We start from the raw sequence: 17,661 nt of genomic DNA, 5'->3' as shown, positions 1-17,661 counted from the left end.
TCCCCGTCTCCCCTCCTGGGGCCCCCTTTCAAGGACGCGGCAGCTGCTTCCCATCCGAAATCGGGGATATTTTCGAGATGCTTCCAGGCCAGGTGGACCATCCCCACCGACCCGCTCCAAAACACTTCCCTATCATTCAAAAGAGGCTTGCGGCCAAAATAGCCAAGCCGTTTTTGCTTCTAAGGAAGGCACCTGATGCCAGGGCTTCGCAGTGCAGATCCCACTGTGATTTGCTGCAAACAGCTAATAAAATGAATCACTCAGTCCCCGGTTCGGAACGAGGACTGCGGTATGTACCTAACCCTTGACCACAGATTCAGACTGATGCCGAGGAAAGCATGGTTCATCATATTTCGGAATCCGGCGCGGCAATGCGCCAGGCGTTGACTAGAATCAGTCGCAAGCGCAGGAAACTCATTTCCTATTTCGCGTACGTATTGGTTCTCGCGCTGTCAGCAGCACCGGCTTTGGGCCAATCCTGGTCTTTTTCAGTTGTGGGCGACGCACGCTCGGGGACACAGGATTTTAAGGCGGCGCTGAACCAGATCCGCGATGCGAATGACCCAATAAACAAGGAGTCGAATAACCTTGAATTCATCCTGGTGGCGGGCGACTTTGATCCCAACGATATCAATTATGCGATCTACCGCAGTATTTTTTCCGGAACGCATTACCCTCGGTTTCTCCCGGTAATTGGGAACCACGATGCCGGATTTCGGAGATTTATCAACGAAACGATCCTGCCCAAAGAAGGCATTCAAGCCCAGTTTGCCAAATCCGCGGTCAGCTACTACATGGATATTCGCAATGTACGCATGATCGTGGTGGACCAATATCAAGGGACCGGTGAGCGGGGAGGATGCATCAATGATGCCGGCATCCGCTGGGTGGAAGAAACGATAAATTCCGCGAAGGAGATGGATCATATTTTTGTTGCCATGCACGTGCCCGCATTTTGCCGCGTTCGTCATGTCGGAGAAGGATTCGAGGCGTGTCCGGATCTGCGGAATCGTTTTTGGGACATGATCGTCCGCCACCGCGACAAAGTCCGCGCCGTTCTGGCCGCGCACACGCACAACTATTCGGTGATGCGCGTGCGTGATCCGCGCGGCCCCGCGAGCGATGGCAAGAGCTATCCCTTCGAGCCCGATGGAGTGTACCAGTTCGATGCGGGCGGGGCGGGAAACTCCGACGACGGCAAGATTACAGTGATCACTTTTCGTATCGACGGGTCCTCAGCCTCGGCTCAGGTTGTCCAATCGCCCAATGGCAAGGCACAGTTCGCCGTGGTCAAGAATGTTGACCTTCTGGCGCGGTAATGCTGAAGAACGTATCCAAGTCGGGAGAACCGAAAATCGTTTTTTGTGGCTGGGCGCGGACGAGGAGCACGGCAGGGGCCGAAAGGAAGCCTGAGGGACCCTTTCCAAAAAACACCTCTTCCCAGAAAGCAGGCTGGATTCCCCCAGGCTCTGCAACAGGAGCTGCGGCCGGGTTGAACCCATCCCCTCCTGAAATCCGTGGTCATCAGGCCGGAAAGGAATCGCATCATATAGTGGAGTCAGTACCGCCCCGGGAGGCAGCTTGGATTCCCTGTGAACAAGGGCTGGAACTCAATTCGTTTCGGTCAGGCCCCGTATCGTTCCGTATTGAAACGGGTGATCCTGGCTTACTTTCGATACACTGCCGCCCGATCAGGCTTTCCCCAGGTTACGTAGAGAGCCGCGAGAGCGCCGGCAGCTTCGGGCGTCTCTTCGCGCCCGGCTCCGCGTTTCTCGAGCAGGAGTTCGTAGCCTTTCAAGAGAAGCGGTTCGGCGTCCGCGAACTTGCGCTGCGCTGATAGACAGCGGCCCAAAAGCGCCTGCATGTGCCCGATGCGCCAATGAGAGGCCGGCAACACCCGTTGAAAAATGCCTAGGGCGTCGCGCAACAGCCGTTCGCCCTCTCCATGTGAGCCCGATTCGCAGACCAGGCGGCCCAGCGCCGCCACCGAAGTCGCAAGGGCGCTGGGACCGGCTCCAGGCGCGCTCTGCCGCAGCCGGAGTGCCGTGCGATAGAGTTTCTCTGCCTCGATCTTTTGATCTCGTGCGAAGGACACATCCCCGAGACCCTGCCAGGCCCATGCGGCATCCACAGGCTTGGCGCTGGGGGCCTTCTCAAATATCGCCAGGGCTTCCTGGTATGCCTGGGCTGATTTCTCGTACTTTCCATCATCCCGAAACGCGATGCCAAGGTCATTGAGAGCCCAAGCCACCTGAACATGCGGTTGAGGCAGGGCCTTGCGCCAGATATTGAGGCTCTCCCCAAGCGCATCTTCAGCTTCAGCGAACCGCCCTAACTCATCAAGCGTATTGCCGAGATTGTAAAAAGACAAGGCGACGTCGAAGTGGTCGTTGCCGAGGATCTTGCGGCGGGTTGCAAGCAGCTCGCGCTGGAGCTGCTCAGCCTCAGCGTATTTGCCAATCCGGTACAGCGCACCAGCCAGACTGTTCATCACATGTAAGGTCAAGGTGTTGTCTCGGCCGCGACTGCGCTGTAGTACCTCGAGGGACTGCGTCAAGATCTCGATCGCGGCGTCAAGCTGGTCCTGCTGGATGAGCACGGAATCCAGATTCACCTGTTCCCTTGCGACGTCATCCTCCGAAGCTCCTGCGCGCTTCACAACGGAAATGGCATCACGGTAATATTTCTCGGCTTTCTTGAATTGTCCTCGATACCAATGAATGTTGCCGAGATTGGTCAGACTGTCCGCCACCTTTACATTGCCCTCCCCAAGAATCTCCCGGCAGATTTCGAGTGCTTCTCGATAAATTGCCTCTGCACGATCGAAGTTGCCATGTCCAGCCTCGATATGGCCAAGCTCTTTCAGCGTCTCCGCCAAGTCGATCCGATCGCGGCCGGCCAGCGTGGGACGAGGAAACCGGGGAAACCGGGGACGCTGACCGGTTTTTCACTCGACAATGAGTCCCAATCACCTTCCCCGGATTCTGTGTTAGGGTGCTTGCCTAAACCGGTCAGCGTCCCCAGTTGTTTGAATCGGCTCGCAAGCCATGGTTGCGTGCTCCGGGGCGCATCCCTGCCGATGCCATGCCGGGATCCCGCGGCCCAGGTCAGTAGCGCATCCAGTCAAAGGGAGAATAAGTATCGCCGATCAGGCCTTTGACAATTGACCGCGTGATGCCGACCGACAGGTCTGACACGCTCAGGACGACAATTCCTGTTTTCTTTTCAGGGAAAAGCACGACGTAATTTTCGCAACCCTCTTCCATCCCGATGTGGAAGAGCGCTTCTCCGGCAGGACTGCGGAACCAGCCCCAGCCTGGAGTCCACGACAGTTGGACGCTGTCGTTCACGCCGGCGTCGTCCTTCTCGCGGCTGTGAAGGGCCTTGCCTGCAACCCGGATGCGGGGGGATCGCCAGGCCTTCGCCGTTCCGGTCTTCAACCCCCGGCCGCTCAGCGTGGCGAGCGCAAACCTGGCGTAATCCGACGCGTTAGTCAGGAGCGATCCGGCGCTGTTGGCGTTTGTCCGGGTCCTCTGGATCAGAGGGCCCAGCCCGGTCCCGAGGTCGACGGCGAAGTTGCCGTCGAACCGGCTTTCCCAGAGGAACGAGCTTCCGGCCATGCCGAGAGGTTCGAAGACTTTCTCTTTTGCCAGCGCGGCGAGATCCCGCCCGGTCTTCTTTTCCAGGAGAAACTGCAGAAGGTAGTAACCCTCGCCCGAGTAGCTGAATTCCTGGCCCGGATTGAAAAGCATCTCCAGCGGCCCGGTCCAGCGCTGGCGTCTCCAGTTCGGAAATCCAGCCGAATGGGTGAGCAGGACGGCAGGGGTCAGCGCCCTGCAGCGCGCATCGTTCTTAAGAGAGTCGTACTGAGGGTATGCTGTAAAAGGAGGATCGATGAACTGAAACAGCGGCTGATCCAGATTCAGAAGGCCCTCGTCGATCAGCTTCATCACGAGATATGAAAAGACCGGCTTGCTCAGAGATGCAGCTCTAAAGACTGTCCGAGAATCGACCGGCTTGCGGCTTGCCCGGTCCACGACACCCATCATGCGCTCGATAACCACACGGTCGTCCTGGAGAACGGCCACCGAGAGAGCCGACACATTGGAGTTCTTGGTAATGTCGAGCAGCAGCGTTTCGGCCTGATCCGCGGTTCGAATCTCGCCTGCCAATGTTTTCCACGTGACCGGCCCGGAAGGAGCGGTGTCGGCGGCAAGCACCGGAAACAGGATCGCAGCAAAAAGGACTGTAAGCGAGTATTTGCCGTTCATCTTTCACTCCTTCTTGAAGCCGGAAGTCACCATTCGGTGATGGAGAAACCGCGCGTTACGCCTGCGGTTCTTCCGATCGGACTGCGCCGATGGTTTCCGGTTTGATTCGCCAGGCCAGGACTAGGCCGACCAGCATCCAGGTTACGAGGGTGATAACGCCCATTTCTGCGACCGCGGAGAACGGCTTCTCGTCGGTGAGGCTCCGCAGAAGATCGGCGGAGACGGCGAGGAAGAATCCCAGTCCCGCAACAAACGTCACCCTGCGAAAATATGTCGCCAGCATTCTTGCCGATGCCTGGGACAGCAGCCAGGCTGCCGCGATCGGCGCCAGCACAAACGAGAGAATCCCGACCGAGGCGAACCCGGGGACCGTGGCGTGAGTGTAGCCCCTGTATGTGACCGCAAAGACAGGTTCGTTCAGATAGTCTGGGAAGCGGCTGCTCCTGTCGCCAGGAGCCATATAGGGGAACACGTACGTGCCTGGTTCGGTAATTCGTTCCTTCAGGGCTGCGTGAATCTGCACCTGGTCCGGTATGCTTCGGAGTTCGTTGGCCGGGAGAAGAATTCGGCCGGCCACCATCGCCAGGAACATCACCACGCCTCCCAGGAATCCGGCAATGAGTATGTTTTTCGTCATAGAGACCTCGCTGACTGTTCCCGTTCCTTGTGCGGCGCACCTCTGAAACGTGGATCCATCATGGCCGCGACGAGAACAATGATGACGAGAAGCACCAGAAAAACGCCAAAAGCACGCTCATAGCGCACAGGTTGGCCGAGAGCAAAATCCGGAATTGCATTCAGCGACGCGTGGAACAACAGGGGCGGCAGCAGGCTCCCGCCTGCGCGCAGCGTAACCCAGGTGAATACGATGGCCATGGGCAATGTCGTAATCTGGCGGACTACCAGGGCCCCTATGCCCGTGAAACCGAAGCCCTGCGAGAGATCGATCGGTGCGTGCCAGAGAGCCCACCAGAAGCTGATGATCAGGCTGGCAGTGAACGGCGTATGGCTTTGGAGAAGTCGTGAAAGCCATGCGCCGCGCCAGCCGGGCTCTTCTCCGAGCGATCCCCCGTACGCCAGATTCATGCTCAAGCTGGCGAGCACGCCGAGCGGCGTCAGTTCCCGCACCGGCATGACAGGGAGCCTGGATGCCGGACCTGCCGTGGCCGGTGTCATTGCCCATGCGGCCAGGAAGAGGGCCGGCGGGGCGAGCAGGGAACCCGCCGACCACAAGGCCGTGTTTGTGCGGTCGGATTTTTGAGCGGTCCAGGGGACCAGCCGGTTGCGCTCCCGGCCGAGACTCACCAGGATCCAGAGCGCCAGTGCGTTCAGTATCCATGTCGAGCGGGCGTCGACGGCGGTGAACGACGGGAACCCGCGTGTTGCAATCCAGGCGCCCAGTGCCACGGCCGGCGCGTACACAAGGCCGAGTAGCCGCAATGCCCGTCTGCGCCCGCCGGGATCGACGCAGATCCCCAGCGCCATGCCCGCAAGGGCGGGGGCGAAAACACCGATCTGGGCGACGAGCCAGGGAAGGTCGGGGGCGCGCACGGGAGTTCGCAGAAGCGCTCCGGAGATGAGCCACAACGGCCATGAGATGCCATAGGTAATGATGAGAAATACTGCCGTCTCATGCCGGCCGATCCATCGCTTCATGTTTTCTCCCTCGAGCCGCCTGGTAATCATGACGAAGTCTTCGGAAAAAGCGTTCCCTGTTTGTCTGTAAACCGGCCTTAATCCCGCGTTACGGGGACGACAAACGGCACACTCGCGGAATGCGATGTGCCCGGGGTGTTGACGTACTCCATCTACTGGTGCGGGTCCATGTCCGGCGGCATGGCGATGCCCGGCGGCTGGACCATGTCTATGGCGTGGATGAGGATCCCCGGGCAGACCTGGCTCGATGCCGCCGCCTCGTTCATGGGGATGTGGGTGGTGATGATGGCGGCCATGATGCTGTTGTCGCTCGTGCCTATGCTGGCGAGCTATCGTCGCTCCGTCCGCGGGCCGGACGAGGCTCGTCTGGGCGGGCTGACGGCGCTTGCCGGCGTGGGCTGCTTTTTGGTGCGGGCCGTCGTCGGGGCATCGGTTGCCAGCCTCACAATCTGCACCGGTCCCAGAAGGCCAGAGGGCAACAAAGGAGAGTCAGCCCTGTAGAACTGCTGGGTGGTGTACGTATACTTTTTCGTGGCATTCGGCTGCTGGTCGCCGATCAGACGATTGACCCAGAGGTTCGTCACCTTGATTTCCAAAGTGTTCGCGCCTGGTTTCATAGCAGCGGTTACATCCACGCGGAATGGCGTCTTCCAGACGATGCCCAGCGACTTGCCGTTGACCGCTGCCTCGGCGAGGTTTTTCACATCGCCCAGGTCGAGCCACAGCCGTGCCCCGGTTGTAAACCAGTCGGCCGGTGCCTGGAATGTCTTGGTATAAGTTCCCGTGCCGGCGAAGTACTTCACACCCTCATCGGCGTTCTCACTCCACGAGCCCAGCTTGTCGAGTGTAATCCTGGCGGGGGCTCCGCGTTCCGCCTGGAAGCTGACCTCCCACGGACCCTCTAGTGTCGCAATCCTGGTTTCCACCGGCGTCGGCAAGGTGCGCGCCGGCGAAGATGCCGCCTTGCGGAACACCACGAACACCGCTTCGTTCGGCTGCAGGCGCAGCGGCACCGTGGTCCGCCCTGCGGCAGTCTTGAAGGAGGCCGGCGCCACATTGCCGGTTTCGGCAGACCAGAGTTCGGCGGCCTTCCCTTGCACGCGAAAGGTCGCTTCCACACTCTCCACCCGTGCGTTGCGGTTGTTCACCCAGTAGATTTCTCCGTCCGGCAGCCTGCGGTGCACAAACAGGAGGTTGGTATCCGCCTGCGGTCTGGCATATTCGAAGTCCGGTTCCACCTGCAGGGCCGTCAGCGCCTGGGCGACCGTCCGGCCGGCGTAGACTCTGCCCTTGCCGACTGCACGTTCGCCCGCGTCCGAAGCCCAGAGTTGGTCGACGATGGCGCGGAACTCCGCCTGGTCATCGGCTAGGCTGGGGCTGTCGACGGGTTTGGGACCCACCACTGCAGCCCCGCCGTTCACGAGGTCGCGAATCTTGCGCAGAACTGTAAGCGACATGTGCTGGCTGCTCGGATCGAGTGCCAGAACGCGGTAATTCATGCCGCTTGGGGTGGTGATTCGTCCCTCCTCTACCGTCAAGCGATTCACCAGGGCGTCGGCATTCACAAAGTCGTAGTCATAACCGGCAGGCACTTCCGGCAGCTTGCTTGCGAACAGGGCCGTGATATTGGCGTCCTCACCATAAAAATAGATGACGTCGGCCACGAACTTCCCCTGCTGGAGCATATAGGAACTGCGGGCCAAATACATAACCCACGGCGCTGCCAACTCAGCCCAGGTCTCGTGCCGGGTGAACCATTGGCCGAACGGCCCCAAGCCGAGCCCCGGCACTTTATCCGACACCGGCTGGTGAACCGAAGTGTGGATTACGAAGCGGTTCAGTCCCATAGCCAGTTCCTTGTCGGCGGTCGGCTTCAGTGTTTCTGGCGACCACGACCAGGCGTTTCCGCTGGCCGTCAAGGATTCGGCGGCCGCCAGATTCTGGCCGTAGATGTGGGCCACCGAAGCCGACTCGCGGATGTCGGCGCAGTAACCGGTCTGCTCGTCGTTGGCTCCTCTTGGCATCCACATGGCGCTCATGGGGACTTCGGCATTGCGTTTGACCTCCATGCCGTCTCCGATGAATGCCCGGCCCGATTCGTGCGATTCGGTGTAGCGGCCCATCGCGCGCTCGTGCAGAGACGCGGTGATCTGGTCGTAGTGGTATTCCGTAGTCAAGTCGGCGATGGTCTTGCGGAAGTCCCAGAGAAAGCGATCGCTGGCTTCCGCACTCTCGACGATCCAGCCCGCCAGAACCGGCAGCCAGGGCCGGATATCATAGCCCCGGCGCCTGGTGAACTCGGCCATCATGTCGTCGGTCCAGTTCTGCACGCCTGCTTCCCAACTGTCGGTAATGACATACTGCAAGCCGTGTTTCCCCATCAGCGGACCGACCGTGTCTTTGTATTGGTCCAGATAGTTGTCGAGATACGCCTTGACATAATTGCGGTTGAGCTTGTCCACTTCCAGTCCGGTAGCTTCGGGGGAAGCCGGGGAGTTTCGTGCGCCGGTGAGCGAATAGCCGAAGCGCAGTACTACCCATCGGCCGGTCGGGGGCATCCAGTCAAGGGTCCCGTCCGGGCGCATCTTCGAAGTCAAGTCGATGACGTCGGTCTTGATGATGGCATCCTGAGGCGGCACCACAGGAGTCACGAGCTCATAGGGGCGGATCGCCGCCGAAAATCCTGCCTTCTCTTCGAACCGGTTCACCCGCGCTCCCGTGTGCAGGACGAGTTCGGCAATTTGAATTCCGGCAGGGGCGGCAGGTGCCGGGTTTGCTGCTCCCGGTGGGGGTCCCCCGGAGGGCGGCGCCACAGCTCCGACTGCCCCGCCCCGGCCAGCCGCCGGTGGCCGCGTCTGGAACGTCACACGGTAGAATCTGGCGGTAACCGGCGGAAAGGAGATGGTGCGCGCCCCACTCGGAAATGCCACGGCTGTCCTGAACTGTTCGCCGTCGTCGCTCGATTCCAACTCCGGGCTGCCGACACCGCTGCCCCCCCTGCCGCCGCCAGAACCTCTTCCTCCGCCACCGCCGGTTATCAGAGTGAGCCCACGAACTGTCTGCGGGGTTGCGAACTCGAACTGAATCCACGCTTTTTGCCCGGCGGGCGCTAACGGCAATGCGGTGGCCTTCGCGAGGTCGCCGTCGGTCAGCGCGGCCAGGTCGAAGGTCCCGCCGCTGGAGGTCACTTTCGCCTGCAATTCCGCCAGCGTACGGTCGCTTTCCGGTGCGCGATAGGCGATCACCGCGGCATCCGCATAAAACTCAGGTGGAGGTGTGGCTGCTTGTCCACCGCCGAATCCTCCCCGCCCGCCACCGATGTTCTGGAACGGTCCGGTCGTGGATGGCGGTTTGGGCAGCACTCCGGTGAACGGCCCACCACCCTCGACCCGGATTTCACTCCAGACGAACTTTTTCATTGCCTGCGCAGGCGGCACCCACGGTCCACCGCTCTCGCTCCATCCGGGCGAACCGGCGATGGCCATTTCCAGCCCCAACTGATCAGCCAGCATGGCGGCATAGTTGAATGCGTCCTTCCACTCCGGCGTCATGTAGACAAGCCGTTTGTCCACGACCTGCGGCGTATTGAGCGCCGCGTCGAAGTTCTGGAACCCGCCGATTCCGACCCGCTTCATCCATTCCAGGTCAAGCCTGATCCCGTCCTTGGTGATGTTGCCGTTCATCCAATGCCACCAGACGCGCGGTCTGGCGCTGTCCGGCGGGTTCTGGAAGCCACGCTCGAGCGCATCACCTGAGTTCTGCGCCGAAACGATCCACGCCCCGAGAAAGGCAGCGGTTGTGACTGTAAAGCCGAGTAGCTTTGCCCTGTGGAAGATTCGCATGGGTGTTTCTCCACCTGCCGTAAACAAAGGAGTGATGTCTTCAGGCACGACTCGCCAAGAATCCCCAAACCCTTGACTGCCGGTAAACCTTCGCCGGCAGTTTGTAGACCGCCCCTGCTTTGACAATTCGTCGGTCAGCTACCATCCGCAATCTGCTATCTACCGCCCTACCTTCTACTGCCTGCCGTTTCCCTCACGTCCCGCTAGGTGGTCGGAGGCTGCGGCACCGAAAGCTTGCCGAGGTTGCCGCCGAGGCGGCCGGGGTCGGGCGGCGTCGGCGTCGGTCCGGTCGGCCGCGGGCTGACGCCCACCATCGAGTAGATCTCGTCCTTTGTCCAGCCTGCTTTGATGAGCGCCAGGAACAGCTGCTGCTTGGCCGCATTGAACTTCCTGCTCGCTGCAGGATCGGCCGGCGCAGGCACCCGCGTGATCAGCAGCAGGTTGCCTGAATCGCCGAACAACTTCTTGTAGTCCATCAGGCTCGTTGCGACCGCCTGCGGATCGCTGATGTCGAAGTCCACCGCCACGAGCACATTCTGCTCCTTGATCCGCTTCGCGAGCACAGCATCGGGCATCGCGGCGAGCCCGGACACGATGAACGGCTTCTTCGCGTTGTCGAGCAGATCCGTCAACAGCGTCGCCGACGGGTTGATCGCGTTCAGCACCATCCCGTTCGCCTCGAACGCCTTCACCGCGTCCTTGCCGCGGTCGGTCACGTTGCTCGAGGTGAACCAGCTGCCATCAGTGCGGACGTCCACGCGGCTGATGCCGTACAGCTTCGCGGCAGCGTCGATGAGTGTCAGGTTCCCTGCGAACGCCGACGGCTCGAGGGCCGGCGCGAGGCCGGGACGCCGTACCTGCTGCACGACGCCCTGCGACATGCTCATCATCATCATGGCACGTACCTCGTTCAGGTTGAGCAGGGTCATGCGCATGGCGTTATAGAGGTGCAGCCGGTCGGGAATGGCCATCTCCGTGGTCGTATCGTTGGCCACGTTGATGACGCCCTGCAGCACGAACTGCCCCGTCTTGCGCAGGATTTCCGCATCGATCCTGTCGGTGCGATCGCCCGAATCGTGATAGTCCGGATGGCCGATGCCGCCGTCGGTCATCAGCGCCAGCGACTCGATACCGCGCTCGATGAACGTCGAGAAGTCGCTGCCGCCCGGCCCACCGGTGGACGGGTGCACTGCTTTCGCAACGTCCGGGTCCTGGTTCTTCATGATCACGTCGAAGATCGCCGGGAAGTTCAGGGCGCCGGGCGCGCCGATACCATCCCCGAGGCCGATCATGTCGCCGTTGAAGTTGGCGACGATATTGTCCATGGTCACGCCGTCGGTCGGATGCGTCCCGTAGTAGTTCGAACCGACGAGGCCCTCCTCCTCGCCGCACCACAAGCCGAAGATGATCGTGCGTTTCGGCTTGATGGTGGCGGCATTGGTCGTAAGCAGGCGCGCCATCTCCATGGTCAGGGCCGTGCCTGAGGCGTCGTCATCGGCGCCGGGATAGATGACGCCGTTGGTCACACCCAAGTGGTCCATGTGGCCGCCAATGACGATGTACTGGTTCTTGAGCTTTGGATCGGTGCCTTCCACTTTGCCGAGGACGTTGTGCGAGATGTTGTTCTTGTACTTCTCGCCGTAGAATGACGCAGTGGCGTAGCCCTTCACCTGCGCCGCGACGCCGGTCGCCATCGAGCGCGCAGTTTTGCCCTTGATGTCGCGCCGGATCTGCTCGATGCGCGCACTGAAGCCGCGGGACGACTCCTGCGGATCGCGCAGCATGACCTGGCGGAAAACACGAACGTCGATGTCGGTGAACGCGAGGAAGGGGCGCGTGAAGGCGGACGGATCGAGCGTCTGTGTGATGCCGCCTGCGACCATCGCCGGTGCGGGCGCCGGGGCCGGACCGCCCATCAGGCTCCCGCTGGCGAGCCTGGTCGGCTCGAACAGCAGGATCGCCGCGGCCCCCTTCTCATACGCCTTCATGATCTTGGCAAATGGAGTCGATTCCGCGGCCCACGCTTCGGCGCTTTTCGGTTCGGGCGGCGCCACACCGAACATGCCGCGGGCGGCCGGCGCATCCTTCGGCGAGCCCTTGAAGGCCAGGACGATCTTGCCCTTCACGTCCACGCCCGCGTATTCGTCAAGCCCCTTGTCGGGCGCCGAAATCCCATAGCCGACGAAAACAATCTCGCCGCTCGCCGACGCACCCGGCGTCGACCGGTTGTCAATCGCGAAATCGCCATCCTTGAAAAAGAAGGCGCGCCCGTCGACGATCATCTCCGGCGTGCCCGTCGTGGCGACGTAAGTGCCGCTCATCGGCACGTTCTGCAGGTAGGTGCCGTTCTCGCCGGCCGGCTTCACTCCCCATTCCTTGAACTTTGCGACGGCCCATTCGACCGACTTCTCGTAGCCGGGCGTCAGCGTGCGACGGCCTTCACGCTCGGGTGCGGCCATCCACTCGATGTAGCTCCTGATGACCTTGCCGTCCACCTTGATCGGCGTCGGGCCTCCCGGCGCGGGCTTGCCCCCCTGCCCCGCCGCAGACATGGACATCGCAATCACAACCGCCAGCACGACCGCGACTCGCATCGCGAACTTTCGCACTTTCATGTTAAATCTCCTCTTGGATGAAGTTCCGTGTTGCCTCCAGCCTGAAAGGTCGGGGCCTCGCTAACAAAGAAAACGAATGGCAGTGGGCAGAGTTGCAAGTCTTATGAACACTTCCATCGACTGCCCTGGGGGAGCTGATTCAATTGATGTCGCCGATTTTATATCATAATCAGCATGCGGGCACGGGGCATTTCGCATAGCTCGAATTTCCGGCGCGGGCAATCTTTCACATAGGTATGCGTCGCGACTATGGTATTTGGATCCAGGACGGTGAGAACTGCAGGTGGGTGAGTTATTTGGAACCCGCCCGTGGCGTTCTTGAATCGTCCTGTACCGCCAGTGAATGTAAACACATGATCTACTCTATTCCAGAACAACTGGTCGCCATTCGCAGCGGTGAGGGTTCCGCTCCCGATGAGAAAGAGCGTGATAGGATCGGTAATTTGCAGAGTCATCGTGTTATCGTATCGCCCTACGTGAGTGGCTTCACCCCAATCCACGCCCACGTCCAGGACCCTGTTTCGCGACAGATCCTGTGTTCCAGTATGTTAGCGAGGGTTTACTACATTTAAGTCAATTTGGGCTGAAGTAGAATCGAAGGGGGAAGGAGAAGAAGGAGAGGAACACGGCGGGGCCGCGTTCCTCTCCTGTGTGTGGGTTAGAAGTTGAAGCGTAGGACGGCCTGAATGTTGCGCGGGCCGCTCTGAGTGCCTGAGAACTGGCCGCATGACGCGCTGCTGCTGGCGCACATGGCGGCGTTGAAGGTCACATAGTTAAAGGCATTCAACATCTCGGCGCGGATCTCGAAGTTCTTCGATTCGGTGAACCGGATTTGCTTCACCAGACTCAAATCGAAGTTGATGAACCTCGGGCCCCGGATATAGTTGCTGTACGGTGCACAGTCTCCGGTGACGACCTGGAGGCAGCCGTCGACCGAGTAGTTGCTGTTTGCCGGCGCAAAATAGCGACCGGTGGGGACACCGTAAGCGGGGCTGTAGCCGGTCGATGAGGTTGCGCTGACGTTATAGGCCGCGATTGTGTTGGCGATGACGTCCGCAGGGAAGTAATACAGCTGCCTGTTTACATCATCGAAGCGCAGCCCGGCGAGATTGCGCACGTCGTCGAGCGTCATGCCGACCAGCCTGACATTGCCGAGGGCCAGCCGGGTGCCGCTCTGCCAGCGGCTGACACCCATGAACTGCCAGCCGCCGATCACGCGGTCGAGCACGCCGTGGCTGCCGCCAAGCAGCATTTTGCCGCTGCCCAACGGCAGCTCATAAATCCAGTTGACCTTGAAGGTATGCGGCAGGGTCGTGCCTATGGTTTTCACATAATCCGAACGGAACGATACGCGGTTCAGATCAAGATTTTTGGCCCAGACGTAGCTGGCCTGTACCAGCAATCCCCTGGACAAGCGGCGGCGCAGCTCCACCACCATGGAATCATAGTAGTTGCGACCGCCATTGGTCATAATGTAGGCACCGCCCGAGGAGACGGTCGGATTGACCTGGAATTCATTGACAGGCAATCCGGCATTGGTTGCATTGGTGCGATAGGTTGCGTTACCGTACAGAGCGCTGGCGTAGGAACCCGGATTCGGGTTGAACTGTGCCAGATAAGTCGTGAATGTGCTGCTGCCGAAGTTGGAAGAGTTGTACTTGGTCGTATCTCCGGCCTGTGACGCCGAAATCCCCGAGAAGTAAGCCAGCGTGATCGGCAACGGCGAAGTGCCGGCCGCCCCGGTATAGGCAAAAGTGTTCCCCTTGCCGGCAGCCTGATTTGCCTTCAGGTTTGCCATCGCCAGCTTGAACTCACTTAGGAAGCCGTTTTCGACGAGAACCGTTTCGTTGAGATTGCGATAGTTCCAAGCCTGGAGATTGCGCGAGGCAGCATAGCGCACCTCGATGACCATGTCCTTGGTGATCTCCCGCTGGACGCCGAAGCTCCAGGACAGGGTGTAAGGTATCTTCAGACCGGGATCGAAAACATTGACCTGATCCGATGGCGACGACCCTGACAGCGGATACGTCGGCGTGGTTGGAAACGAAGGTGGCCCAAGGCGGCTCTTCTGGCTGAACAGGAGCGGCCAGGTGTCGCTACCAACGCCGCTGACCAGATTGCCGTTGTTGACGTTGCGCGTGGCACTGATGCTCGGCCCGACGTTGCCGGAAAACATGGTGTCGTACTCATACATCCCGTTGCGGTTGTAAGCAAGCGAGAAACCGCCGCGGAGCACGGTCTGTCCGCTATCGCCCATGATGCGCTTCAGGAAGCCCTCCCCTTTCGGGGTCCAGGCAAAGCCCACGCTCGGAGCGAAACCTTTATAGCTGGTGTTATAGGCAGGAGATCCCGCTACGTATTGCTTGTAAGTCGGGGCCGTCCCTGTCAGGGTGCCGGGCTTGAATAGGTTGCCCACTCCGGAAAGCCCCCAGAGGTCCTGGATGGTATTGAAGGTGTACACGTTGTTGAGCGGGACAAAAGGCAGCTGTCCTTCCCAACGGACGCCGTAATTCAAGGTAAAGCCCGGGCGAAGACGCCAGGAGTCGGACACAAACGCCCCAATCTCACGCATGTGGCCGCGACGCGTGAAGTCTCCGTTGTAGGCGTACTGGTTGGAGGCCTCATTCAGGTACGCATTGCCGTTAATGGCGGTGACGCGTCCGGTCATGAGCGCGTAGATCTGCTGGGCCTGAGTGTACTGCGTAGGGGAGGAGCCCTGGAAGTTCTTCGGTCCGTTGGTGGCATCGAACATGAACCGCGCCGGATCATAGCTGGTGTTCACCCCAAAGCTGATACTCGGCACGGTGTAGGTGAAGTCCTGGATCCACAGCGCAACATTGGTAAACGAGCCGCCAATGCTGATGTTGTGTGATCCCTTGGACCAGCTCAGTGTGTCGTTGATGGATTCGTTCGGCGTATTGCGGCGCTCCGGTCCATTAGCAATATAAGCATTGCTAATGGGGCTGAGGCTGAGGGCGAAGCCGTCCTGGTTGCCTATCCCTGATGTCGCAAACTGGCCGGCATTGACGTCGGGCCAAAAGAGCGTGCCGCCGCCGATGAACCCGAAGCGCGCCTCATTCACGATCCTGGGCGTAAGGGTCGAACGCAATGCCACAGAACCTGAAAAGCGGTTACCGCCCTGGGTGCCGAAATTCGGGAATGTCGGATAGGCCGGATCCACGCTGTTGGTGATATCGACGGTCTGGGGGTATTGATTGAAATACCAGCTCAACTCGACGCGCTGTTTGCTCGTGATGTTGAAATCCCCGCGCACCACCGGAGACTTGCGCTTACTCGGGGCACGGTTGACGAATACGTAATCCATCAACGCGGGATTGGTCTGCTGTTTCGTGCTCCCGATCTGTTGTGAGACATTACGGATGTCCCCCAGCAGTTTCTGGATGGTCGGGTCCCACGTGGCAGTCTGCCCGTTGGCCGCCGCCAGCGTAAATAGATTTACCTGCTGGACAGTACTTCCCACCGTGTAGGGGAAAATGCCCTGATCGACCAACGGATTGAAAATGGTGCGCGTGCGCGTCACCTGTGCCGGCTGACGCAGTTCTTCATAGTTGACGAAGAAGAAAGCGCGATCCTTGCCGCTGAAACCCAAGGGCCCAAAGAGCCACTTCGGGACCGAAATAGGCCCGCCGAAGCGGCCGCCGTACTGATTGAGGATCAGCTTGTTGCGCGCCGCCTTGCACTTATCGAACTCGTTGGCCATTTGAGCAGCCGTGCAGGGCACGCCCGTGCCGTTGTAAGCGGGGGCCTTGTCGCGGTTGTTGGCCCAGGTGTTGGCATTGAGCCACGAGTTTTGATGATATTCGTAAAAGCTCCCGTGGTAGTCGTTGTTTCCCGAGCGGGTGACAAACTTGATCTGGACGGCGCCCTGACCGGATGATTCCGACCCCGGCGTGGCCGTGGAAACCGTCATTTCCTCGACGGAGTCGATGCGCGGCATGATCATGCTGAACATGCCGTCGCCGCCGATACTGCCCTTGAGGTAGTTATCCTGCGTGTTGGTGCCATCGATGGTGATGTTGATGGTGGCGTTGGGCAGGCCCATGACGGTAGCGTTGCGAGCACTGCTCGTCGTGTTCACGCCCGGCAGGTTGACGAGAAAGTCCAGCGCGCTGCGGGTAGACAGCGGCAGGCTGGATATCTGGCTGACGTTCATTGTCGTCGTGATGGTGGCCGTCTGCGACTGCACAATTTCGGCGTTCGCCTGCACGGTCACCACTTCGTTAGTACCGCCCACCTGGAGGGTTACCGTAATCGCACCGGGGTTGCCTGCGGTCAGCACGATGTCCTTGACGATCGCCTGCTTGAAGTTCGGCACGGTCACGGTCGCCGTGTATGTGCCAGGGCTCAGGGCGGGAATATGAAATACACCGTCCTCACCGGTAACGGCCTTGTACTCCGCACCTGTATTATTGTTCTTGACCAAAACGTCCGCGCCCGGAATGAACCCGCCGGACTGGTCCTTAACTGTCCCGACGAGCGAGGAGCTCGTTGCGACCTGGGCGTGGCACAGCGCACTGACCGACGCGATCAGCAGCAATGCCATAACCATTCTGAATGCAATTTTTTTCATAAGGGTTCCTCAACTTAGAAACATTGTTCCTCGGAAGTGCGCGACTGCGAAGTCCCGCTCCCACAAATTTTCTCCCGAAATGCAGGCAGAAGAAATCGGTTGATCCCGTCACTGCCCGCGACCGCCATGGATCCATTAGGATCAGCCGTGACGGCTGGCCCGCACATGCGGCACAGCCGTCCTGACTTTGGCGCCGGCCCGAGGCCAGTCTCTCGCCACAGCAGCGTGCCCGCGCCACAGACATCGGGCTGCACAATCTGCGGATCTGTCAGGGGGGAACCCGCGGTAACAACAGGATGGCGGCTTCGAAATCCCCAAAAAACAAGTATGCATCCCCTTCGTGTACTGTTCGGGCGTAACTGCCACCCAAGGTGTCAACTTAACGATTTGACGCCATCATAAACCCTCTTCACTTCACATGACAAGGACTTTTGTTGAGCCGCTCTAATTCTCCTGGATACTTCATCGAAAGATATTAATGTTTTCAACCTCGCACGCCGGAGTTTGGAAAATCCCCGCAGCCGAAAACGTTAATAAATACGAGGGTTGTGAGATTCCATACAACGCATGACAGCTGGCACTGTCTAGCGGTTTCCAACGCACGCAGATTCATTGCTAAATGCTTATTGATACTTAAGGTGGGATTTTTTGACCGGCCACGCATTGGATAAATCAAATGACGCCAA

Annotated in this window: 9 protein-coding genes; 1 reads left to right on the top strand and 8 read right to left on the bottom strand. The window is 59.8% G+C overall.

From position 1 onward, the window contains the following. Positions 1-338: 338 nt before the first annotated feature. Entirely contained in the window at positions 339-1,319 is a 981-nt protein-coding gene (locus LAP85_25400; GenBank protein MBZ5499749.1) for a metallophosphoesterase, read from the top strand. A gap of 347 nt (positions 1,320-1,666) precedes the next feature. Here LAP85_25400 and LAP85_25395 read toward each other — a convergent pair whose 3' ends face one another. The 8 genes from LAP85_25395 to LAP85_25360 form a co-directional block, all read right to left on the bottom strand. Beyond that, positions 1,667-2,878, bottom strand: coding sequence for a tetratricopeptide repeat protein (locus tag LAP85_25395; protein MBZ5499748.1), 1,212 nt, complete (start codon positions 2,876-2,878; stop codon positions 1,667-1,669). Between the two features lie 229 nt (positions 2,879-3,107). Then, positions 3,108-4,271, bottom strand: a complete 1,164-nt coding sequence (locus tag LAP85_25390) for a beta-lactamase family protein (protein ID MBZ5499747.1) — start codon at positions 4,269-4,271, stop codon at positions 3,108-3,110. 55 nt (positions 4,272-4,326) lie between these two features. Further along, positions 4,327-4,908, bottom strand: coding sequence for a hypothetical protein (locus LAP85_25385; GenBank protein ID MBZ5499746.1), 582 nt, complete (start codon positions 4,906-4,908; stop codon positions 4,327-4,329). After that, complete coding sequence (locus LAP85_25380; GenBank protein ID MBZ5499745.1) at positions 4,905-5,927, bottom strand: CPBP family intramembrane metalloprotease; 1,023 nt, start codon at positions 5,925-5,927, stop codon at positions 4,905-4,907. Before LAP85_25380 ends, LAP85_25385 begins: the two co-directional genes overlap by 4 nt. A gap of 152 nt (positions 5,928-6,079) precedes the next feature. Beyond that, the gene (locus LAP85_25375) at positions 6,080-6,223 is read right to left on the bottom strand and encodes a hypothetical protein (protein ID MBZ5499744.1); all 144 of its coding nucleotides are present in this window, start codon (positions 6,221-6,223) and stop codon (positions 6,080-6,082) included. 33 nt (positions 6,224-6,256) lie between these two features. Then, positions 6,257-9,769, bottom strand: a complete 3,513-nt coding sequence (locus LAP85_25370; GenBank protein ID MBZ5499743.1) for a glycoside hydrolase — start codon at positions 9,767-9,769, stop codon at positions 6,257-6,259. Between the two features lie 203 nt (positions 9,770-9,972). After that, entirely contained in the window at positions 9,973-12,384 is a 2,412-nt protein-coding gene (locus LAP85_25365) for a M28 family peptidase (GenBank protein MBZ5499742.1), read from the bottom strand. 658 nt (positions 12,385-13,042) lie between these two features. Then, on the bottom strand, positions 13,043-16,975 hold the full coding sequence (locus LAP85_25360; protein ID MBZ5499741.1) for a carboxypeptidase-like regulatory domain-containing protein: 3,933 nt from the start codon (positions 16,973-16,975) through the stop codon (positions 13,043-13,045). Positions 16,976-17,661 lie beyond the last annotated feature (686 nt).

This window comes from Terriglobia bacterium, from assembly GCA_020072565.1.
GTDB lineage: Bacteria > Acidobacteriota > UBA6911 > UBA6911 > UBA6911 > JAFNAG01.
The sequence above is the reverse complement of the archived record's forward strand: the minus strand, read 5'-3'. Positions and strand labels throughout refer to the sequence as shown.

Bases quoted from the DNA above. Each gene is read 5' to 3' on its own strand.
- LAP85_25370 (MBZ5499743.1), bottom strand. From the start codon at position 9,769: ATGCGAATCTTCCACAGGGCAAAGCTACTCGGCTTTACAGTCACAACC.
- LAP85_25375 (MBZ5499744.1), bottom strand. From the start codon at position 6,223: ATGGCCGCCATCATCACCACCCACATCCCCATGAACGAGGCGGCGGCA.
- LAP85_25400 (MBZ5499749.1), top strand. From the start codon at position 339: ATGGTTCATCATATTTCGGAATCCGGCGCGGCAATGCGCCAGGCGTTG.
- LAP85_25365 (MBZ5499742.1), bottom strand. From the start codon at position 12,384: ATGAAAGTGCGAAAGTTCGCGATGCGAGTCGCGGTCGTGCTGGCGGTT.
- LAP85_25360 (MBZ5499741.1), bottom strand. From the start codon at position 16,975: ATGAAAAAAATTGCATTCAGAATGGTTATGGCATTGCTGCTGATCGCG.
- LAP85_25385 (MBZ5499746.1), bottom strand. From the start codon at position 4,908: ATGACGAAAAACATACTCATTGCCGGATTCCTGGGAGGCGTGGTGATG.
- LAP85_25390 (MBZ5499747.1), bottom strand. From the start codon at position 4,271: ATGAACGGCAAATACTCGCTTACAGTCCTTTTTGCTGCGATCCTGTTT.
- LAP85_25380 (MBZ5499745.1), bottom strand. From the start codon at position 5,927: ATGAAGCGATGGATCGGCCGGCATGAGACGGCAGTATTTCTCATCATT.